The following is an 18,888-nucleotide window of genomic DNA, read 5'->3' as shown; positions in this document are numbered from 1 at the left end:
AGCGCGCGGGCGCAAGTGGATCAGGGGTGCTGGAGGGAGGGTGCCGTGTCCCGCAGTTGGTCGACACTGCCGGACATAAGGGTCCGTACGTGCTCGCTGATGTGCTCCGGGGGCCAGTCCCACCGGGCCGGCACGAGGAGCCGGGCGATGCCTGGGTCACTGTAGCGGGTGCGGATGAGACGGGCCGGGTTGCCGCCGACGATGCCGTAGTCGGGGACGTCCTTGGTGACCACGGAGGCGCTGGCGATGATCGCGCCGTGTCCGATGTGTACGCCGGGCATGACGGTCGTGCTGTGGTCGAACCAGACGTCGTTGCCGACGACGGTGTCCCCGCGGTTGGGCAGGCGGGTCAGCAGATCGAAGTGGTCGACCCAGGAGCCGCCCACGGTGAGGAAGGGAAAGGTCGAGGGGCCGTCCATGCGGTGGTTGGTGCCGTTCATGATGAACCGCACCCCCGTGCCCAGCGCGCAGAAATTGCCGATGACCAGCCTCTCCGGTCCGTAGTGGTATAGCACGTTGCGGGTCTTGAACGCGGTCGCGTCGTCGGGGTCGGTGAGCCGGAACAGGCCCGGCTGTTCAGAGACGGGCTCGAACTGCTCCCGTACGAGGAACCGGGACAGCAAGTTCACCGCCGCGTTCGACGCCGTCTTCGCCGGCAACGGCACAGCCGTCATCCCGACGCCGCCGCAATGCCCCCGGTCCAACGCCTTTGCCGAACGATGGATACGCACAGTCCGCACCGAGTGCACCGACCAACTCCTCATCACCGGCGAACGGCACCTGCGTACTGTCCTCACCCAGTACGCCGAGCACTACAACTCGGGACGGGCCCACCGCAGCCTGGACCTGCGTGCTCCAGACGACGCCCCGAACATCATCCCCCTGCCCGCCGCCGCGGTCAGGCGTCGCCAGGTACTTGGCGGACTGCTCAACGAGTACCGCAGCTGGGAGCCATCCGGGCCGCTGTCTTCGAGGTGGGCCGCGCCGCCGCCCTCGTACACGGCAACCTGCCACGCACCCCGTCGGACGCGGCGCCGGAGACGGCGCTGTTCGCCGCCGAGGTCCGCGACCACCTCGACCGGCTCGCCGAGGCCCTCGCCCTGGACGCTCCGCCGCGAACCGGTGACCTGCGCGCGGCCTTCGACCGCGTCGCGACCGACGGCCGTCTCGCCCAGCTCACCGACCCGACGGTACCCGGCGGCATCTCCCACGCCCGCAGCCGTGCGCTGACCGCGTGCATGCACACGGTGACGTCGGTGGAGCGCTTGGAGCGGGCGGCACTGGGCCGCGCGGCCTGACGCAGGGCCGGGGGCTCGGCTCGTCAGCGGGAGGTGGAGAGGTTCCGGCGCAGTGACCCGGGCGCGTGCAGCGCCCGCTCGATGTCCTCCAGCCGCCTGTTGCGTGTCTCGGGCACCTTCCACAGCACGAAGACGACGCACAGGACGTTGAGCGCCGCATAGCCGAAGAACGTCCCCGACCTTCCCACCGCGTTGATCGCGCTGAGCGCCGTCACGGCGATCAGAAGATCGAAACCCCAGACCGTCAGGGTCGCGAGGCTGGTCGCCGGTCCACGCACACGGAGCGGGAGGATCTCCGGCGCGATCAGCCACACGACGGACTGCATGCCGATGCCGTTGAACAGGATGTAGGCGAACAGCGCGATGATCACAACCCAGTGCTGCGCGGCTGATCCCTCCATGAGGAAGGCGCCTCCGAGTACGGCCATGGCCAGACCCGAGAGCGGTATGAACCACAGCATGGTCCGGCGGCGGCCGATGGCGTCCACCGCGATGGCACCGGTGATGCCCGCCACGACGAGCATCGCCCCGATGCCGATGCCCGTGATGAGCGCGACCGATTTCCCGAAGCCGGCGTCGGCGAGGATCGTCGGGGCGTAGTAGACGATCGCGTTGATCCCGGTCAGCTGGGAGAACGCGGCCACGCCGAGCGCGACGACCAGCGCCGGACGCAGCCAGGGCTGCCACAGCGCGCGGCTGTCCTGCCGCGGGGTCGACTTCACGACCTCGCCGATGCCCGCGATCTCGTCGTCGATGTCGGCACCCGCGGGGCGAAGCCGCCGCAGCACCGATTGGGCCGCCGCGGTGTGCCCCTGCTCGACAAGCCAGCGGGGGCTCTCCGGCAGTTTCGTCATGCCGATCAGCAGTACGGCGGCCGGAACGACGGCCAGACCGAACATCACCCGCCACCCGCCGCTGCCCGCCAGGAGCCAGCCGCACAGGTACGCGATCAACTGCCCGATGGCGACCATCAGTTGGAACAGCACCATCAGCCGGCCGCGGATGGCGGGCGGCGCGACCTCGGCGATGTAGACGGGCACCATGTTGGAGGCCCCGCCCACGGCCAGGCCCAGGACGAGGCGTGCCGCGACCAGGGTGGCGGTGTCGGGCGCGACTGCCGCACCGAGTGCTCCCGCGGCGAAGACCACCGCCACCCACAGGACCACCCGGCGCCTGCCGTGCCGGCCGGCGAGCGATCCGGACACCAGCGCCCCGATCATCGCCCCCACGAGGATGACTCCGACGACGATCTCCTGTTCCCGGGAGGACAGCTGGAGGTCCTCCCGGAGATAGAGGAGGGCGCCGGAGATGATGCCCGTGTCGTACCCGAAGAGCAGGCCGCCCAGGGCGGAGACGGCCGCGACCGCGTAGACCTGGGCCGGCTGGCGGACGGGAGCACGCTCGGCGGCGACCGCGACCGCGGTGTCCTCAGACATCGCCCATGACCAGACCCTCGATGGTGTGCTTCTGCGTGACCGGGACCAGCGCGTCCACCACCGGGCAGTCGAGGTGCTCGCGCACGCGCTCCGGCAGCGAGTCCCAGAAGGCCCGGGTGACCGCCGTGTCGTGCCGGTCACCGTTGTCCGCCTCCGGGCCGTCGACGCCCAGGACCAGCACCGGCCGGGACTTCGCGGACTCGTTCCTCGTCCCGCGGTGGATGGTCAGCGCGGTGCGGCAGGAGAGGTCCCCACGCTGAGGGTACTTGCGCACGGCGCGCTCCTCGTAGCGACCGTAGTGCGACTTCGGCGGGAACATGCCGTGCTCGAACTCCGGGCTGTCGTCCCACTGGGTGCCCGGCGCGATCTCGAAGGGGCCCATGTCCTCCTCGGTGTCCACGCCGGTCACATTGAACGCGAGCGAGGTCAGGCGGCGCTCACGCCGGGTTTCCTCGGGGATGGGGAAGTCACGGTGCCACGGCTGGTTGGCCGCGCCCTCCAGGGGAACGTCAAAGCCGAGTTCCACGATGCGGTAGTCCGGGCCGAGCACCGCCGTGCACAGCGACCGTACCCAGGGGTGGTCGACCAGTTCCGCGAACCCCCGGAGCTGCTCGGGGTGGATCTCGACGTAGTAGCGGTTGGGGCCGCGGCCCACGGCGCCGTCGGGGCGCGTCAGCGCCTCGGCGAACGCCTCGTCGATGTCCTCGCGAAGCCGGTCCGCCCACTCGGGGGTGAAAGCACCCTTCCGGGCGGTGATGCCGTCGGTGTACAGAGCCTCCACGTCGGCCGACACGTCGACGTCCAGGTGATCCGGGCTGATGCCGGGATATGCCCGCATGGTCATGTGCGCCTCCTTGCGCTGCGGCGATCCCCACATATTGCAACGTTGCATGCAACGTTGCAATAGCCATCCGGTCACCGTATTGACGTTCTTGGCCCATCGCTGCGAGGCGTGCCAAGATGGCCACTGTGAGCAGTCGCCTGAAGGACGTGGCAACCCTGGCCGGGGTGTCCATACGCACCGTTTCCAACGTGGTCAGCGGCTCCGCCTCCGTGGCCGAGGAGACGCGGGCGCGGGTCCAGGCCGCACTGGACGAGCTGGGCTACCGCCCTAACCTGGCCGCCCGCAACCTGCGCGCCGGCCGCACCGGGCTCATCGGGCTCGCCATCCCCGAGCTGTACTCGCCGTACTTCGGAGAACTCGCCAGCCTGATCGTCGAGGCGGCCCAGCACCGCTCGTGGACGGTCGTCATCGACCAGACCTTCGGCAGCCCCGAGGCGGAACGCCGACTGCTGGAAGGCACCGGGGGACGCATGGTCGACGGGCTCATCATCAGCCCGTGGTCCCTGCGCCCGCAGGAGCTGACGGCCCGCGCCCGCGACATCCCCGTGGTCCTCCTGGGGGAGCAGCGGGCACCGGGAGTGGCGGACCGCGTCGCCGTCGACAACGTCCTCGCCGCCGACGAGGCGACGACCCATCTCCTGGAGACCGGACGCCGCCGCATCGCCGCGATCGGCCTCCAGCCCCACCTCCACAACGACACGGCCCGCCAGCGGCTGGAGGGGTACCACCGTGCGCTGCGACGCGCCGGGCTCCCGCCCGACGAGGCACTGCAACAGCCGGTACGGGCACTGCACCGCGAGGACGGGGCCCGGGCGATGGCCGCGTTGCTGGAATCCGGCGCACGGCCGGACGCCGTCTTCGCCTTCAGCGACGAACTCGCCCTCGGAGCGCTGCACATGGCGCACGAACACGGGCTGCGCGTCCCGGACGACCTCGCCGTAGTGGGCTTCGACGGCATCGAGGACGCCCGCTACGCCCATCCGCCCCTGACCACCGTGGTGCCCGACAAGAAGCAGATCGCCGAACGCGCCCTGCAATGCCTGGCGGACCGCATCTACAGCCCCGCCGCGGCCGTACCACCACTCGACATCGCCGTGCCCCACCATCTCGAGGTCCGCGCCAGCACGAGCGCGGCCACGCCGCCCACCGGCTCAGTACCGGCGGGCCCCGCACCGACCGGCTGACGGGCCTGGCGCGGCCGCCGCGAGAACGCGACGCGGATGTCGACGACGTCTTTGGCGGGCGCCGTTCTCGACGTGTGGCCCGACACCCAAGCCGTCGCGCTCCAACAACGCGTCCGCACCGCTATCCGCGCCGCCCGCGGAGACGGCGCGCCACTGCACGACGGCGGCCGGCTCCACATGTCCCTGGGGTACAGCTACGCCGCCGCGAACTCCGACCCCCTCAACAGCCGACTGCGAAGCATCACCCCGCTCCGGGCAAGGGGCGGGAAATCCGCGAGCAGTGCCCGGCATTTGCATCCGGTATCGACGACGTAGCGGATCGCGTTGACGATCTCGCGGCGAAGGTGTTTCTCCGGCCGGCCGCCGCGGTGGGTCTCGCAGGCCGGGGTGGGCAGCAGCGGTTCGATCAGGGCCCATTCGGCGTTGGTGGTGTCGGAGGGATAGAGGCGGCGGCGCATGGCGGCTTCTCTCCCTCCGGGCAGGTGAGGGGCAATGATGGCGAGGGCCAGTTCCGGCGGTGCGACCCGGTTGGTGAGGCTTGGGGGGCGGATACGTCGGCCTGGCGCTGCTGCTGTTTCCCTGCCACCGCATCGCGGCCGTCACCGTCTGCCCTTGCCGGAAACTTCATCCGTGCAGGTCACGCTGCATGTCGGTACTCGTGGAGGATGCCTGAAGGGTGTCTTTATTGCCGTACGGTGGTTGACCTGCGGCTTTGCGGTCGTCTACGTGTGGGCGTGATCAATGATTGTGGGTCTGCGACTGCTCTACCTGAGCTTCTCTCGACTACTGGGCTGCTTCCTCTTGCTGGGCCGGTCGACCGCCGTGAACCATGCTGAGATCCTCGTGCTTCGTCATGAGGTCGCTGTGCTTCGCCGGCAGGTCGAGCGGCCGCGGTTTTCGTGGGCTGATCGCGCCGTGCTCTCCGCTCTCGCGCGGCACCTGCCATCCGCCTTGCGCCGCTATCGGCTGGTCACCCCGGGCACGCTGCTGACCTGGCACCGGCGTCTGGTGCGCTGGAAGTGGCGCCAGACGGCGGTCGGCCCCCGTCGGCCACCGTTGCCGGAAGAGACGGTCGCGCTCATCCAGCGCTTGGCGCGGGAGAACCCGACCTGGGGGTACGTCAGAGTCCAAGGCGTGCTCCGACGGCTCGGGCATCGGGTCGCCGCTGCCACGATCCGGCGCGTCCTGCGCCGTTCCGGTCTACCGCCCGCGCCGCAGCGCCTCCCAGCGGACCTGGCGCTCATTCCTGCGCTCACAGGCCCACACGCTGCTCGCCTGCGATTTCATGCACGTGGAGACCGTCTCCTCGAACGACTCTGCGTCTTCTTCGTCATGGAGATCACCACCCGGCGCGTTCATGTCCTGGGCGTCAGCGCACGCCCGACCGGCGCCTGGGTCACCCAACTCGCCCGCAACCTGCTCATGGACCTCGGCGACGGGGCCGGGCGCTTCCGATTCCTCATCCGTGACCGGGACAGCAAGTTCACCGCCGCATTCGACGCCGTCTTCGCCGGCAACGGCACGGCCGTCATCCCAACACCGCCGCAGAGCCCACGGTCCAACGCGTTCGCCGAACGATGGATACGCACAGTCGGCACCGAGTGCACCGACCGCCTCCTCAGCACCGGCGAACGACATTTGCGCACCGTCCTCACCACGTATGCCGAGCACTACAACGCGGGACGGCCCCACCGCAGCCTGGACCTGCGAGCCCCAGACGACGACCCGAACATCATCCGCCTACCTGCTGGCACAATCAGGCGCCGCCAGGTACTCGGTGGACTGCTCAACGAGTACCACACCATGCCACCCCGGCTGCCTTACCATCCGCAGGAAACACCCAGCTCAGCAGCCTGATCGGAATATTGACAGCCTTCAGGGGCTGTCACTTCGTGTTAGCCTCATGCTTTTGCGTGCTCGTGACGGTTGGCGATCCTGCCTGTCCGGTTCCTCTTGTTCGTCGACTGCTCATTCCTACCGGGCCTTCCTCGGTACGTTCGCATGCGGAAGGCTCTTCATGAATCACCCTGACCTCCCCGGCACCTCGCACAGCGATCCCGCCCCGCTCATGGCCACTGCGCCAACGGTGCCCCCGGTCGCTTCCTTCGCCAGCCTGGAACTACCAGCCGAGGTGCTGCGAACGCTCAGCGAACTCGGTGTGCGCGAGCCCTTCCCGATCCAAGCAGCCACGCTGCCCAACGCCCTTGCGGGACGCGATGTCCTGGGGCGCGGGCGCACCGGATCGGGCAAGACGCTCGCTTTCGGCCTACCGCTGCTCGCACGGATGGCTGGGCGGCGCGCGGAACCGAAACAGCCCCTGGCTCTGATCCTGGTGCCTACCCGAGAGCTGGCCCAACAGGTCACCGAGGCGCTTGCGCCGTACGCAAAGGCACTGCGGCTGCGGATGGCCACGGTCGTCGGCGGCATGTCGATCGGCCGGCAGATCGCTGCGCTGCGCGATGGAGCCGAGGTGGTCGTCGCCACCCCCGGCCGTCTGCACGACCTCATCGAGCGCAGGGCCTGCCGCCTGGGACGGGTAGGGATCACTGTCCTCGACGAGGCCGACCAGATGTGCGACATGGGCTTCCTGCCGCACGTGACCGAGGCGCTCGACCAGGTATACCCCGACGGTCAGCGGATGCTGTTCTCGGCCACTCTGGACCGCGACGTCGACCACCTGGTCCGCCGCTACCTCCACGATCCCGTCGTCCACTCGGTCGACACGTCCGCGGGCGCAGTCACGACGATGGACCACCATGTTCTGGTCGTCCACGGCCCCGACCGGTACGCCGTCACCACGGAGATCGCCGCCCGCGACGGCCGCGTACTGCTGTTCCTGGACACCAAGCACGCGGTTGACCAGCTCACCCGGCATCTGCGAGCCAGCGGAGTGCACGCCGCGGCCCTGCACAGCGGCAAGTCCCAGCCGCAGCGCACACGGGCCCTGGCGCAGTTCAGGAACGGCCAGATCACCGTCCTGGTGGCGACCAATGTCGCGGCCCGTGGCCTGCACGTCGACGACCTCGATCTCGTGGTCAACGTCGACCCGCCCACCGATCCCAAGGACTATGTGCACCGCGCGGGCCGTACCGCCCGGGCCGGTGAGTCCGGCAGCGTCGTCACGTTGGTGCTGGCGGGCCAGCGCCGCGAGATGAGCCGACTGATGGCAGAGGCCGGCATCGAGCCGACCATCACCAAGGTACGCTCGGGCGAGGCGGAGCTGAGCCGGATCACCGGGGCCAAGGCCCCCTCCGGGACCCCGCTCGATGGCGGGTCGGCCGCGCCCCGGCCCAAGAACACCAACGCTCCCTTCCGCGGCCTGGGCACCAGCAAGGACACCTCCCGCGGCGCCGGCGGCAAGTCCCGAAAGGCTGCCGAGGCCCGCAAGCTCGCCGAAGCCCGCAAGGCGGCCCGGGTGCGTCGCGGCGGCTGAGAGCCGTCGCCCTGATAGTCGAAAACTTCCGACCCCGGAACGGAAAACCTCCAGCCCGGCCCGCAACCCTCCGGTGCATACACCTACGAGATGAACGCCCTCGTGGTGTGCTCGGCATGACAAGCTGTGCTTCCCACTGCCCTAACCCAGGAGGTCGCCATGACCGCAGAGTCTGTATCCAAAGAAGGTTCGGAGCCGACCGACCCCGAGACGTCCGCCCTGGTGCCCGACAGCGACGGCCACTACGACCTGAAACGCAAGTTCCGGGAGGCCCTGGCGCGCAAGCGCAGTGTGCAGGCGGACGCCGCTGACCTCGCTGCGAACGTCGAGGCGTCGAAGGTCCGTAGGGCGAACGGCCCGGCTGCGAGCCAGCGGTCGTTCCGGCGCAAGAGCGGCGGCTGAGTCAATGAGCTCTCTTTCAGTATTGCCGCTGTAGAAGCTCTCGATCCCGAAGTGCGACCTGAAGGCGATCCATCGGTCAGTCTCCACCCTCGCCCGGCTCAGCCCCAGCACCTGGGCAACGGCGGCCTTCAGATTGTCGTGGCGGACTTTGCTCCGCGGGACACCGCCCAGCGTCCGCAGCGCGTGCAGTGTCCTTCGAAGAAGGCTTCCTGACCGCAGGAGGCGAACACGCGGTGGACGGCCTTGCCCGAATACGACAGGCGGAAGGAGAACCCGGACCATCGGATAGGACACGTCGGCGCCGTGTTCCTCGACCAGGCGGTGGAAGATCCGCGTGACCGTGTGCCGCTGCTTGCGTGGCGCGTCCAGATCTGCCCGCAGGATCGCATCGATCACCGATTTGTACGGATCCAGCGCCGTCGGCCGCGGCGGCAGCTTCTTCCGTGGCTCAGGCCAGACCGAGTCCACCGCCTTGCGGACCGTCCGCCACGACACGTTGTACTTGCGTTCGACCTCCCGCATCGTCATGCCGCCGCGGTGGTCGCGCCGGATCGCGGCGTACCGCTCGACCTTCGACATCTGCGGCATGACCAGGGCCTTTCACCAGGAGCACCTCGATGCTCCCGTGGCAAGTGCCCCAGTGACTTCAAAACTCGTGAACATCACCTGACCGTGGATCTGGGTGCCTCCCAAACCCGTGTACAGCCGAGGTCACGACTCGTGAATAAAGCCACTGGAGGGCTACTTGTTGGGGATGCCGATCTCGAACCAGGTGGTCTTGCCGCGGCCTGAGGGCGAGCTTCCCCACGTCTGGGTGAGTGCGTCAACGATCAGCAGTCCGCGCCCGGACTCAGCCTCTTGGTTGCGGGCGTCGTCGTGGAGGAGGGCGGTGGGCACCGGAGGATATGGATCGCTGTCGCGGACCTCCACCCGTATGCGGTCCGGATATGCCCGCAAGCGCAGGTCTACGTCACTTTGAGCGTGGATCAGCGCGTTGGTGACGACCTCGGAGACCGTCAGTGCCAGCTCGTCGAAGAGGGGCAACACATTCCACTGGTGTAGCAGATCCTGCAGGAAGTCTCGGACAGACGAAACCCCTTGCAGATCGTGGCGCTGTACGGACGCTCGTGCGATGCGGGAGTGTTTGTGGGACTGCCCTCCTTCGTAGCGCACCAGGACGAGTGCGGCGTCGTCGTGTGCCTGGCCTCCGCCGTGGTCGCCGATCATCCGATCGGCCAGCGCCTCCAGATCCTCGCCGTAGTTTTCAGCCAGCAGACGGGCGAGCCGCCGAATCGCGCCGTCGGTGCCCAGGCGTCGAGATTCCAGCAGGCCGTCCGTGAAGAGTGCGGCAACCGCTCCTGGCGGAACCTGGGCTTCGCTCTGTTGGTAGGTGGCACGTTTATCGATGCCCAATGGTGGGCCGGGCGTCAAACACGGTCGGATGGGCCGTCCGCCAGCGTCGGTGATCAGCGGCTCCGGATGTCCGGCGGTGGCCGCGGTCACCGTACCCGTCGCCAGGTCCAGCCACATGCAGCAACACGTGGCGTACAGGTCGGTGTCCAACTCGGTGAGCAAGCGGTTGCTTCGTTCCAGCACAGTAGCGGGCCCGTGACCCTCGGCGGTGTAGGCGCGGACGCTGCTGCGCAGCTGGCCCATCACGGCGGCGGCCTCCATGCTATGTCCTTGCACGTCGCCGATGACGAGCCCTAGGCCACCGTCCGGCAACGTCACCACGTCGTACCAGTCACCTCCGACTTCTGCCTGCTCGCCAGCGGGGAAGTAGCGGGCGGTGGTGACTGCCTCGGGCAGGTGCGGAAGGCTTCTTGGTAGCAGACCGCGCTGCAAGATGTGCTTGAGGGCATGGTCAATCTCGTAGGACCGAGCCCGCTCGAGGGAGTGGCCCACCTGCTCTAGCATGATCATCAGGAGGGCGATTTGTTCAGCAGACAATGGGGCGCCGGGACTGTCGAATTCCAGCGAGCAGCAGCCCACTGCGCGGCCGCTGGAAATCAGGGGGAGATAGGCGCGTGCGCAGCGCTCCGGATCGATGCCGAGGTGGGGATACTTCTGCCGGAATTCTTCGATCGACGTGAAGATATTGACTTCGACGTTATTAATGGTGTCCGTCTCGGGAGTGTGCTGGCCCAGTGATGTCCCTTCGACGTAGTGGACTTCCTCCCTGGACAGCCCGGCGGCGCCGAGTACGTGCAGGCGTTCTTCTTCCACCAAGCACAGTGTCATTGTTTGTCCGCCGAAGGGCCGGACTATGTGAGCATAGGCTATGGCCAGGATGTCGCGTACGCGGGCCGCGGCGGTGAGCTCCGTGGATAGCCGTTGGAGTTGGTACAGGTAGCTGCTACCCGTTACCGATGCCGCAGTCGCCTCCGGTCGACCGTGTTGGCGCCCCTCTCCCTCACGGGCCGACGATCCTGGACGGTTGGAGATAAAAAGCGGAACCGAGGCCGCCTCGATGGGCAAGCCCTGGTCGGCTAGGTTCTCCAATTCGACAGCCAGCTCGTCAGCGATGCTCAGCACGTACGCCGACTCTTCCTCGGCGATCGGCCGAGGAGGTACGCAGCGCAGTCCAATAATCCCGAAGCGATGCCGAGAGGTGCGTAGCGGCGCGCACACGACTGTCATGGGAAACGCGACGCTGACCACGGCCGCCGGCGAATGGCGGGCGACGCGACGCGCCTCTCTCTCGTTGAATACCACCACTTGCCCCATCCGGTATGCGATGGACGTCGGCCAAGCAAGATTTTCCGGGTCGATCGCTGGCGTGATGGAGAAGCTCAACGGTGAGTCCACCGTCATGGCGGCTTCCAGCATCCTGCGTTCTGTGGACATCAGGTACACAGTGCCAGTGCTAGCTCCCAGTCGATCGTACGTACGCCTCAGTGCAGAGGTCATGGCCTCATTCCGCCGTTTGATCAGTCCGGCGTGTCCATAAACCGCTGAAGCGAAAGACTTGGAGCGCGTAAATTCCACGTAGTTAAGAATAACATAATCTGTTATCTATTAGTAATTACACCGTGTTCTATATGGTCAGTTTGAGGAGGCGTTTGTAGCAGCAGAGGGCGGCGGCGGCCTGGAGGAGCCCTTCCTGGTGCAGAAGCTGCCCCGCATCCCCCGAGTGGTCGACGTCTCCACGCACTGCGTCCTGCATGTGTTCTTCGGTCAGGACCTCGGCTTTATCAACAAGAGCGGACCGCTGACCGACGCACAGGTCGCCGCACTGACCCCGCGGCCAACGGACGGAGGCCGAACAGCCGGCTCGGAACCCGTCGTGCTGGACGACCGCGACCGACTGCTGCTCGACCTGCTGGCCCGCGACGGAAGGGCCCCGGTGGGCGAACTGGCCACGGCCACCAGGCTGTCCGAGTCCACAGTGCGCCGCCGCATCAATGATCTGCGCGCCGAAGGCGTGCTGTACCTTGACGTGGACTACCACCCCGACGTCCTGCACCGAAAGCTCAGGATCGGGCTCTGGCTGGAGATCGATCCCGCGCGGCTGGCCGAGGCAGGCGAGGCCCTGGCGGCACATCCCGAGGTGTCCTTCGCCGCGGCGGTGACCGGCGCGACGAACCTGTATGCGAGCATCCAGGTGGACTCGGCACAACTCTTGTACCGCTACCTGACCCAGACTGTGTCCGGACTGCCCGGACTGCGGCACACAGTAACCACGCCAATCCACCGAACCCTCAAGGGCCCGGGTCCCTACCCGCTGCCACTGGAACTTTGACTGAACGTGTTGTGATGGTCTGGCCGGGCGACCATCCACTCCTGCTCGGCCTTGAGCGGCCGGGCGTTCTCCGCTCGCAACCGGGCCAGTTCCTCAGCCGCACTCACGCTGCCGTCGCGGCCCTCGGGCACAGCCTGGGCCTCGTCCTTGCGCACCCACGTCCGCAGCGACTCCGCGGTGATGCCGAGATCTGCGGCCACCGCCGCGTACGTCCGCTTCCCGGCCGCAGCGCGATAGAGCGCGACCACGTCCTTCCTGAACTCGTCCGGGTACGGAGACTTGCGTCCCACCTGGACATCCCTCCCTGGACCATCAAGATCCATTGTCAGGGTGTCCACTCCAAAGGTTCAGCCGCAGTGGCGTTCTTCGCGTTGGTCAGGGTGGCGACGTGGTCAATCAGTGCATGGTTGGCGGCGAGGTTGTCCTGGTCGAACCGTGGGATGGTGGTGCGAATGTCGCCGTCGGCGAACGCGGTCGTAGTATCGACGGCGCCGGTGAGGAAGCCCTTGCCGAGCGGGCTGAAGGGGACGAATCCGATGCCGAGTTCGGCGAGGGTTGGGCAGGACTTCGGGCTCGGGATCACGGTCACCAGGGGGTACTCGCTCTGTACCGCAGTCACGGGGTGGACGGCATGCGCCCTGCGGATCCTCGCGGCACCGGCCTCGGACAGGCCGAAGTGCCGTACCCTGCCGGCCTGTACCAGCTCGCCGACCGCGCCCGCGACGTCCTCGATCGGCACGTCGGGGTCGACCCGGTGCTGGTAGAAGAGGTCGATCGTGTCCGTGCGCAGGCGGCGCAGTGAGGCGGCGGCGACCCGCTTGATCTGTTCCGGCCGGCTGTCGAGTCCGACCGAGGCGCCGTCTGAGAGGGCGGTTCGTGGGTTTTTGAGTCGCTTTGGGGTCTCCTGATGGTATTGGGGCGTGGGCGGAAGCCGTGGGTCCGCAGTGCGGTGTCTGCTGGTGCCGGCGGGGTGAGTGAACGGAAGCCGTATCCCAGCGACTTATCGGACGAGAAGTGGTCGTTGATCACCGCGTGTCTGAACTTCCCGAGGACGGACTGGTGACCATGGCGTTGGGGCTGCACGGGCCGGAACTGGACCCCATGGCCACCGTTGCCCAAGAGCTGAAGTCGGCGGCCGAAATCTGCCATGCCTCTGCGGTGCGGGCACGATGCTGCAGGAGCTGATGCGGTGTGGCCACCGGGTCGGTGCGGAGGCCGACTCTCGCCATGTGTCGCGAAGCCGCCACCAGCAGTGCGGCTACCGGGTTTTCCTTGCGCCGCCGTTGACGTTGAGGACTTGCCCCGTGATGTGGCGGGCGGCCGGCGAGGCGAGGAAGGCGACCGCGCCCGCGATGTCGGCCGGGGTTCCGGGACGACTTGTGGAGGTGGCGGCGATCAAGGTGGCGCGGCGTTCGTCGGAGAGCTGGTTGCGGAAGAACTCGGTGTCGGTGATGTAGCCGGGCGCGACCACGTTGGCGGTGATGTCTCGAGGCCCGAGGGCGTCGGCAAGGCTCAGGTTCCAGGTGGCGAGGCCCGCCTTGGACGCTCCGTAGGAGTCGGCTCCCTGGTCGGCCGCGATGGAGCCGATGTGTATTACCGCACCGCCCGGGGCGAGACGGTTGTCGAGGGCCCGGGTCGTGAGGGCGGCACTGATGAGGTTCGCGTCGAGATTGGCGCGGAAGTCGCGGGCGAAGGCGGCGAGATCGGTCTTGCCGTCGGCATCGAAGACGATGTTGCCGCCCGCGTTGTTGACCAGCACGTCGACGCGCTCGGGGAGTTCGGTCACGAGGTGAAGGAGGGCCTCGGGGTCGGTGTGGTCGCAGACCAGGGGGCGGACGCTGGTTTCGGCCGCAAGGGCGTCGAGGGGGCCGGGACGACGGCCGGTGACGATGACAGTCTCGTTCTGGTCGGAGAAATGGCGGGCGATGGCGCGACCGATGCCCGTGCCGCCGCCGGTTACCAGGATCGTGCGTGACATACGATGAGCCTCCAGATTCAGGTCTAAATTTAGAGCTAAACATAGCACTGGAGAGGGTCGGTATGGCGAATGAGCCCACCACGCCGAAGAGCATGAGCTACCCGACGGACGGCGCCTCCACGTACCCCGTGCAGGACATCGCTGCCGCCTGGGAGCGCGAGCGGCCCGGCACGCCCGTTACATCGATCGGGATCGTCACGCCCATCTGGCGGCTGGCGAAGCTGCTGGGCGACGACCGGCGGCGGGTCCTCGCGCAGGCCGGAGTCGATGCCGCGACCCTCGACCTGCTGAGTGTTCTGCGACGGAGCGGCGAGCCGTACACGCTGAGCACACGCGAACTCAGCCGGCGGTCGCTGGTCACCGCGGGCGCCATCTCGCAGCGCGTCGCCCGCGCGGAAAGCGACGGGCTCGTCACCCGCCGGCCCGGGCAAGGGCGGCCTCGCACAGTCCTGGTCTCGCTGACCCAGGCCGGACACGACCTGGTCGAGGCCACCGTCGACCACGTCCTGGGCCGGGAGGCCGAGCTGATCGGCGGTCTGACGTCCGAGCAGCAGGGCCACCTCACCGAACTGCTCCGGGTACTGCTCCAGCATGTTCAGCACCGACTCGGCGACGACCGCATTTCCCATGTCGGCGATGAATGACAGGCGTGTCGTCGGGCGGCGAAGTCCCGCGGGCGCCGATACGCCCAGCAGCGCTTGCACTGCGACCCTTCACACCGACGCGGTGGTCGCCGCCTCATAGCGAGGCGGTTGTTCGTGCGGTAATCCGTTTCACGTGATGCTTGGGGCAGGGGTGCTGGCCGCGGCGCCGGCAACTGCTTCCTGTGAAGTTGCCGGTGTCGGCTTCGGTGAGGATGCCGAGTTTGACAAGGCGCTTCAGCTTGGCCCGGGTGCCTTCGACGCTGAGGCCAGTGTGATCAGACGGCCGGACTGAGGGTGATCGCGCCGCTGTCTGCGCCAGCCGGTTTCGCTGTGACGCCGGGGACGTCGCCAGCCGACATGGAGAATCCGCGCTGTGGCTGCCGCAGGCCACCGAGCTTCAGACGAGGTTCCTACATCTCCACACTGCCTCTCACCAGGGCAGATGGGTTTTCCGGCAGGCGCAACCCTTCAGGTCTACCGTGCGCTGTAGCACGGCGAGTTGGTGGCGCAGCGCCAGAATCTCCAGATCCTTCTCGCGATCGCTCATCGGCACGAGTCGCACGAACGTGAACATTGTCGACAGGGCGAGGAAGAGGAGTCGCAGCAGCACCGTCAAGCATCTCGCCGGTTGGCGCGGACGCGCTACACCCAGTCTTGGCCCACGGGAGGAGAGGAACGATTGTCTTGACCTTTCTCAAGCTCACCGAGTGCGTGTGACCTGCACGGACGTAATATCCGGCACCTACACAATGTCCTGGCCGTGGGCGCCGGATGGGAGGTCTTCAACGGTGGGCACCTGCCCCAGCTGCGCATGTGGGCGGGCGAACACTGGCAACTCGCCTACTGGACCACCGGCGAGGACCAGGCCACCCCACCACGCTGCCCTGTGCCGCTCGAAAATACGATTCGATGCTGTGTACTGCGGCGATGCCGTTCAGGCAGCCTGGCGGTACTCGTTGATCAGGCCACCGAGAACGGGCCGTCGTTCGATTCGATGGGGTGTGAGGTCGTTGACGTAGGCCAGGTGGACGTGCCGGGTGGCGATCTCCATGACGAAGAAGACGTAGAGACGTCTGAGGAAGACGGTCTCCACGTGCATGAAGTCGCAGGCGAGCAGCGTGTGGGCCTGGGCTCGGAGGAAGGTGCGCCAGGTCTGCGGGGATGCGCGTTGCGGCGCGGGTGGCAGGCCGGAGCGGCGCAGGACGCGCCGGATCGTGGCGGCGGCGACCCGATGGCCAAGCCGTCGCAGTTCGCCTTGGACTCTGACGTATCCCCAGGTCGGGTTCTCTCTCGCCAGGCGCTGGATGAGCGCGACTTTCTCTTCCGGTAACGGTGGCCGACCGGAACTGACCGCCGTCTGGCGCCACTTCCAGCGCACGAGACGGCGGTGCCAGATCAGCAGCGTGCCCGGGGTGGCCAGCCGATGGCGACGTAAGACGGGTGGCAGGTGCCTGGCGAGAGCGGAGAGCACGGCACGATCAGCCCATGAGAGCCGCGGCCGCTCAACCTGCCGACGCAGCACAGCGACCTCATGACGAAGGGCAAGGATCTCGGCGTTCTTCGCGGCCGTCGAGCGGCCCACCACGAGGAGGCCGCACAGCAGGCGGCAGAAGATCAGGTAGAGCAGTCGCAGGCCCACGATCACTGATCATGCCCATACTCGGGCGATCGCAAAGCCGCAGGTCAACCACCGTAGGGCAATAAAGACACCCTTCAGGGGTCATCGTGTGAGGCGGGCGTGGATGGTCTTTCCCTGTCCGGGGCCGGGGGTGATGGTGAGGGCCCCGGTGAGGCGGCGGATCGTGGGCCATCCGAAGCCACCGGTGCCGTCGTTGAGGTCGTGGGTGCGTTCGCGCGGGGGCGCCGGGGTGAGGTCGCTGACGGCGACGTTCACCGCGTCGGCGGTGGCGCTGAGGTGGAGGGTGTAGTGGCCGCCGCCGTGGCGCAGGGCGTTGGTCGCGAGTTCGGAGACCCCCAGGGCCAGGGTTTCCGCGGTCTCGGGGGCCGGGGCCGGGTCGAGGGCGTCCGCGAAGGCACGGGCGACGTCGCGGGTGCGAGGGATGCCGGCGGGGCTGCCGTCTTCGACGACAGGGGGCCTGGGGGCTGTCGTGTTGGCTGTCGTCGTGTCGTTCACGCGCTCACACCCCGCCTGGGTCGGTTGTGCCGCCGGGCCGGGCTTGTGCCCGCTGGGCGGTTCGTCAATCCCGGATGGCACTCTTCCGTGCGCGCCCGAGGCAGAAGTCCCCTCACTGACTGTGGAGAAAATCTGTCATGGCGAGAGTAGACATGAGTGCGTGCGGGGGTTAGTGTTTCCTCGTACCCAAGAAGTCGAAGAGGGCACGGCAGAGATGAACTGCCGTGCGAGCAGGTCGAGCAGTATGCGGAACGGCAGTGGAGTGGCGGGGCCGGATGAGGCTGGGTTCCGTCACTGGCTGCCGGGCCGAGCGGCCTCAGGGGCCGCATGCAGTACCCGTGGTATCCAGCAGTACAACCGAGTAACCGAATGAGGTAAGGAGCAGACGCCATCAGGATCGCCCGGGCGAGGCAGAACACCGCTCGGGTACCGCAGGCCCCGGATTGGAAGGTGGTCCCCGGTCACGCATCCGCGATCCCCGCACTTCCGCCCTCCCAGGCGGACCAGCGGAACAAGAAGGCCGGCGCAGTCAGCCGGTAGATGGTGTTGAAAGCTCGGGGCCCGGGTGCCAGTACGGCACCCGGGCCCCTCGACGCGTCCGTATGGAAGAAGAGGTCTATGCCCCCTCGCAGTACCCGCCCCGTCGACAAGTTCGACGACGATGACTACCCCGCCTACACCATGGGCCGGGCCGCCGACATGCTCGGCGCCACCCCCGCCTTCCTCCGCGCCCTGGGCGAGCACCGCCTGATCACCCCACTGCGCTCCGAAGGCGGCCACCGCCGCTACTCCCGCTACCAGCTGCGCATCGCCGCCCGCGCCCGCGAACTCGTCGACGCCGGCACCCCCATCGAAGCCGCCTGCCGCATCATCATCCTCGAAGACCAACTCGAAGAAGCCCAGCGCATCAACGAAGAACTGCGCACCGACAGCGCCACCTCGTAACGGCGTCTCGACACCGACCTGCCCGAGATCACAGCTGCGGGCACGACCTGAAGCACCCGCGGCCCGCATCACCGCTGGCGCACCGACGCCGGGTCACCACACCTCATCGAGCCCTGTCGCGCACGTAGCCGTCCAGGATGCCCTCCGGGACGCGCCCGCAGGATCGTGTGTCCCGGCGCAGACTCCTTGAAAGGTGTCAATACTCCCTGCTCCCGTGGGGCGGCCCGGCAGTCGATGCTGGTGGTCGGTTCGCAACCTTCCACCTGGCTGGCGGTGAGCCGCCATCCGAAACGCTCACCTCCCCGGGGCACGGATCCCTCAGCGAGTTCCCGGCCGCCCTGGCCGAAGCCTTCACTCAAGGCACCGGCCCGTTGATGGCCGCAGTTGTTCCTGGGTTTTCACCGGGGCGCGCTGGTGTGGGGCCCTTTGCCGGATGACGGTGCTCCGTGGACGTCGGCGCACCCGGACACTCGCGGACGTGTCAACGGGTGCCCCATAAGGATCCCTTGTCGGCTCTCAACCCGGTCGACGCCGTCATCCGCGGTCGGCCGCCCAGTCTGCGCCGGGCCCTCAGCATGTGGGGCTTAGGGGGCTTCCAGGCACTGGTGCGCGAAAGCAGGGTCACGGGGAGACGCACAGCAGCGTGAGCCGGACGTTCGCTGCGCGCCTGGGCCGGCCCGGCTTCCCGATCGGTGCCCGGTCGTGCGCGCACCGACGCGGGCGGGCCCCCCCCCGGGGGTGGGGGGGGGGGCGCCCCCCCCGGGGGGGGGGGGGGGGGGGTAGGGCCCCCCCCCCCCCCCGCCACCCGGGGGGCGGTTATAATTTGACCCCCCGCCAACTCCGCGGTG

Annotated in this window: 17 protein-coding genes and 4 pseudogenes; 10 read left to right on the top strand and 11 right to left on the bottom strand. The window is 68.0% G+C overall.

Going from position 1 to position 18,888, the window contains the following annotated elements; translation table 11 throughout:
* Positions 1-20 precede the first annotated feature (20 nt).
* Positions 21-665, bottom strand: a complete 645-nt coding sequence (locus ACFYOY_RS33760) for a CatB-related O-acetyltransferase (protein WP_388591272.1) — start codon at positions 663-665, stop codon at positions 21-23.
* Here ACFYOY_RS33760 and ACFYOY_RS33755 point away from each other — a divergent pair.
* Both ACFYOY_RS33755 and ACFYOY_RS33750 read left to right on the top strand, forming a co-directional pair.
* Positions 553-846, top strand: a pseudogene (locus ACFYOY_RS33755) (integrase core domain-containing protein); the annotation flags it as partial. The gene ACFYOY_RS33760 and the pseudogene ACFYOY_RS33755 overlap by 113 nt on opposite strands.
* A gap of 128 nt (positions 847-974) precedes the next feature.
* A complete protein-coding gene (locus ACFYOY_RS33750; protein WP_388591345.1) occupies positions 975-1,298 on the top strand; it encodes a hypothetical protein in 324 nt (107 codons plus the stop codon).
* Between the two features lie 23 nt (positions 1,299-1,321).
* Here the strand turns inward: ACFYOY_RS33750 and ACFYOY_RS33745 are convergent, their stop codons facing one another.
* A complete protein-coding gene (locus ACFYOY_RS33745) occupies positions 1,322-2,734 on the bottom strand; it encodes a sugar porter family MFS transporter (protein WP_351906394.1) in 1,413 nt (470 codons plus the stop codon).
* Positions 2,727-3,572: a phytanoyl-CoA dioxygenase family protein gene (locus ACFYOY_RS33740; RefSeq protein ID WP_388591339.1), complete on the bottom strand. Its 846-nt coding sequence runs from the start codon at positions 3,570-3,572 to the stop codon at positions 2,727-2,729. Before ACFYOY_RS33740 ends, ACFYOY_RS33745 begins: the two co-directional genes overlap by 8 nt.
* 131 nt (positions 3,573-3,703) lie before the next feature.
* Here ACFYOY_RS33740 and ACFYOY_RS33735 point away from each other — a divergent pair, with 131 nt between their 5' ends.
* Positions 3,704-4,762, top strand: a complete 1,059-nt coding sequence (locus ACFYOY_RS33735) for a LacI family DNA-binding transcriptional regulator (protein ID WP_388591270.1) — start codon at positions 3,704-3,706, stop codon at positions 4,760-4,762.
* Between the two features lie 260 nt (positions 4,763-5,022).
* Here the strand turns inward: ACFYOY_RS33735 and ACFYOY_RS33730 are convergent.
* Positions 5,023-5,220, bottom strand: a pseudogene (locus tag ACFYOY_RS33730) (transposase); the annotation flags it as partial.
* A gap of 289 nt (positions 5,221-5,509) precedes the next feature.
* On the opposite strand from ACFYOY_RS33730, the pseudogene ACFYOY_RS33725 reads away from it, so the two are divergent.
* The 4 genes and pseudogenes from ACFYOY_RS33725 (at position 5,510) to ACFYOY_RS33710 (ending at position 9,267) form a co-directional block, all read left to right on the top strand.
* Positions 5,510-6,619 (top strand): annotated as a pseudogene (locus ACFYOY_RS33725) (integrase core domain-containing protein).
* 160 nt (positions 6,620-6,779) lie between these two features.
* On the top strand, positions 6,780-8,195 hold the full coding sequence (locus ACFYOY_RS33720; protein ID WP_351904811.1) for a DEAD/DEAH box helicase: 1,416 nt from the start codon (positions 6,780-6,782) through the stop codon (positions 8,193-8,195).
* A 159-nt stretch (positions 8,196-8,354) separates the two neighbouring features.
* The gene (locus ACFYOY_RS33715) at positions 8,355-8,597 is read left to right on the top strand and encodes a DUF5302 domain-containing protein (RefSeq protein ID WP_059148108.1); all 243 of its coding nucleotides are present in this window, start codon (positions 8,355-8,357) and stop codon (positions 8,595-8,597) included.
* 334 nt (positions 8,598-8,931) lie between these two features.
* A complete protein-coding gene (locus tag ACFYOY_RS33710; protein ID WP_351904815.1) occupies positions 8,932-9,267 on the top strand; it encodes a hypothetical protein in 336 nt (111 codons plus the stop codon).
* A gap of 71 nt (positions 9,268-9,338) precedes the next feature.
* Here the strand turns inward: ACFYOY_RS33710 and ACFYOY_RS33705 are convergent, their stop codons facing one another.
* Positions 9,339-11,444, bottom strand: coding sequence for a SpoIIE family protein phosphatase (locus ACFYOY_RS33705; RefSeq protein WP_351904819.1), 2,106 nt, complete (start codon positions 11,442-11,444; stop codon positions 9,339-9,341).
* Positions 11,445-11,703: 259 nt separating this feature from the next.
* Here ACFYOY_RS33705 and ACFYOY_RS33700 point away from each other — a divergent pair, with 259 nt between their 5' ends.
* Entirely contained in the window at positions 11,704-12,339 is a 636-nt protein-coding gene (locus ACFYOY_RS33700) for an Lrp/AsnC family transcriptional regulator (protein WP_388591267.1), read from the top strand.
* A 23-nt stretch (positions 12,340-12,362) separates the two neighbouring features.
* On the opposite strand, the pseudogene ACFYOY_RS33695 reads toward ACFYOY_RS33700, so the two are convergent.
* The 3 genes and pseudogenes from ACFYOY_RS33695 to ACFYOY_RS33685 form a co-directional block, all read right to left on the bottom strand.
* Positions 12,363-12,629, bottom strand: a pseudogene (locus ACFYOY_RS33695) (transposase); the annotation flags it as partial.
* 35 nt (positions 12,630-12,664) lie between these two features.
* Complete coding sequence (locus ACFYOY_RS33690; RefSeq protein WP_388591337.1) at positions 12,665-13,330, bottom strand: aldo/keto reductase; 666 nt, start codon at positions 13,328-13,330, stop codon at positions 12,665-12,667.
* Positions 13,331-13,597: 267 nt separating this feature from the next.
* Positions 13,598-14,317: an SDR family oxidoreductase gene (locus tag ACFYOY_RS33685; protein ID WP_351904824.1), complete on the bottom strand. Its 720-nt coding sequence runs from the start codon at positions 14,315-14,317 to the stop codon at positions 13,598-13,600.
* A 62-nt stretch (positions 14,318-14,379) separates the two neighbouring features.
* Here ACFYOY_RS33685 and ACFYOY_RS33680 point away from each other — a divergent pair, with 62 nt between their 5' ends.
* Positions 14,380-14,961 carry a MarR family winged helix-turn-helix transcriptional regulator gene (locus ACFYOY_RS33680; RefSeq protein ID WP_388591265.1) on the top strand — a complete coding sequence of 194 codons (582 nt, stop codon included), beginning with the start codon at positions 14,380-14,382 and terminating at the stop codon, positions 14,959-14,961.
* A gap of 430 nt (positions 14,962-15,391) precedes the next feature.
* Here ACFYOY_RS33680 and ACFYOY_RS33675 read toward each other — a convergent pair whose 3' ends face one another.
* The 3 genes from ACFYOY_RS33675 to ACFYOY_RS33665 form a co-directional block, all read right to left on the bottom strand.
* Entirely contained in the window at positions 15,392-15,571 is a 180-nt protein-coding gene (locus tag ACFYOY_RS33675) for a hypothetical protein (protein WP_351904827.1), read from the bottom strand.
* Between the two features lie 324 nt (positions 15,572-15,895).
* On the bottom strand, positions 15,896-16,600 hold the full coding sequence (locus ACFYOY_RS33670; RefSeq protein ID WP_351904830.1) for an IS3 family transposase: 705 nt from the start codon (positions 16,598-16,600) through the stop codon (positions 15,896-15,898).
* Positions 16,601-16,681: 81 nt separating this feature from the next.
* Positions 16,682-17,095, bottom strand: a complete 414-nt coding sequence (locus ACFYOY_RS33665) for an ATP-binding protein (protein WP_351904833.1) — start codon at positions 17,093-17,095, stop codon at positions 16,682-16,684.
* 618 nt (positions 17,096-17,713) lie between these two features.
* Between ACFYOY_RS33665 and ACFYOY_RS33660 the strand changes: the two genes are divergently transcribed.
* Entirely contained in the window at positions 17,714-18,040 is a 327-nt protein-coding gene (locus ACFYOY_RS33660; RefSeq protein ID WP_351904836.1) for a MerR family transcriptional regulator, read from the top strand.
* Positions 18,041-18,888 lie beyond the last annotated feature (848 nt).

Origin of the sequence: Streptomyces sp. NPDC007875, from assembly GCF_042868035.1 — a bacterium.
In the GTDB taxonomy this organism is placed as follows: Bacteria; Actinomycetota; Actinomycetes; order Streptomycetales; family Streptomycetaceae; genus Streptomyces; species Streptomyces antimycoticus.
This window is presented reverse-complemented; position numbering and strand designations above follow the sequence as displayed.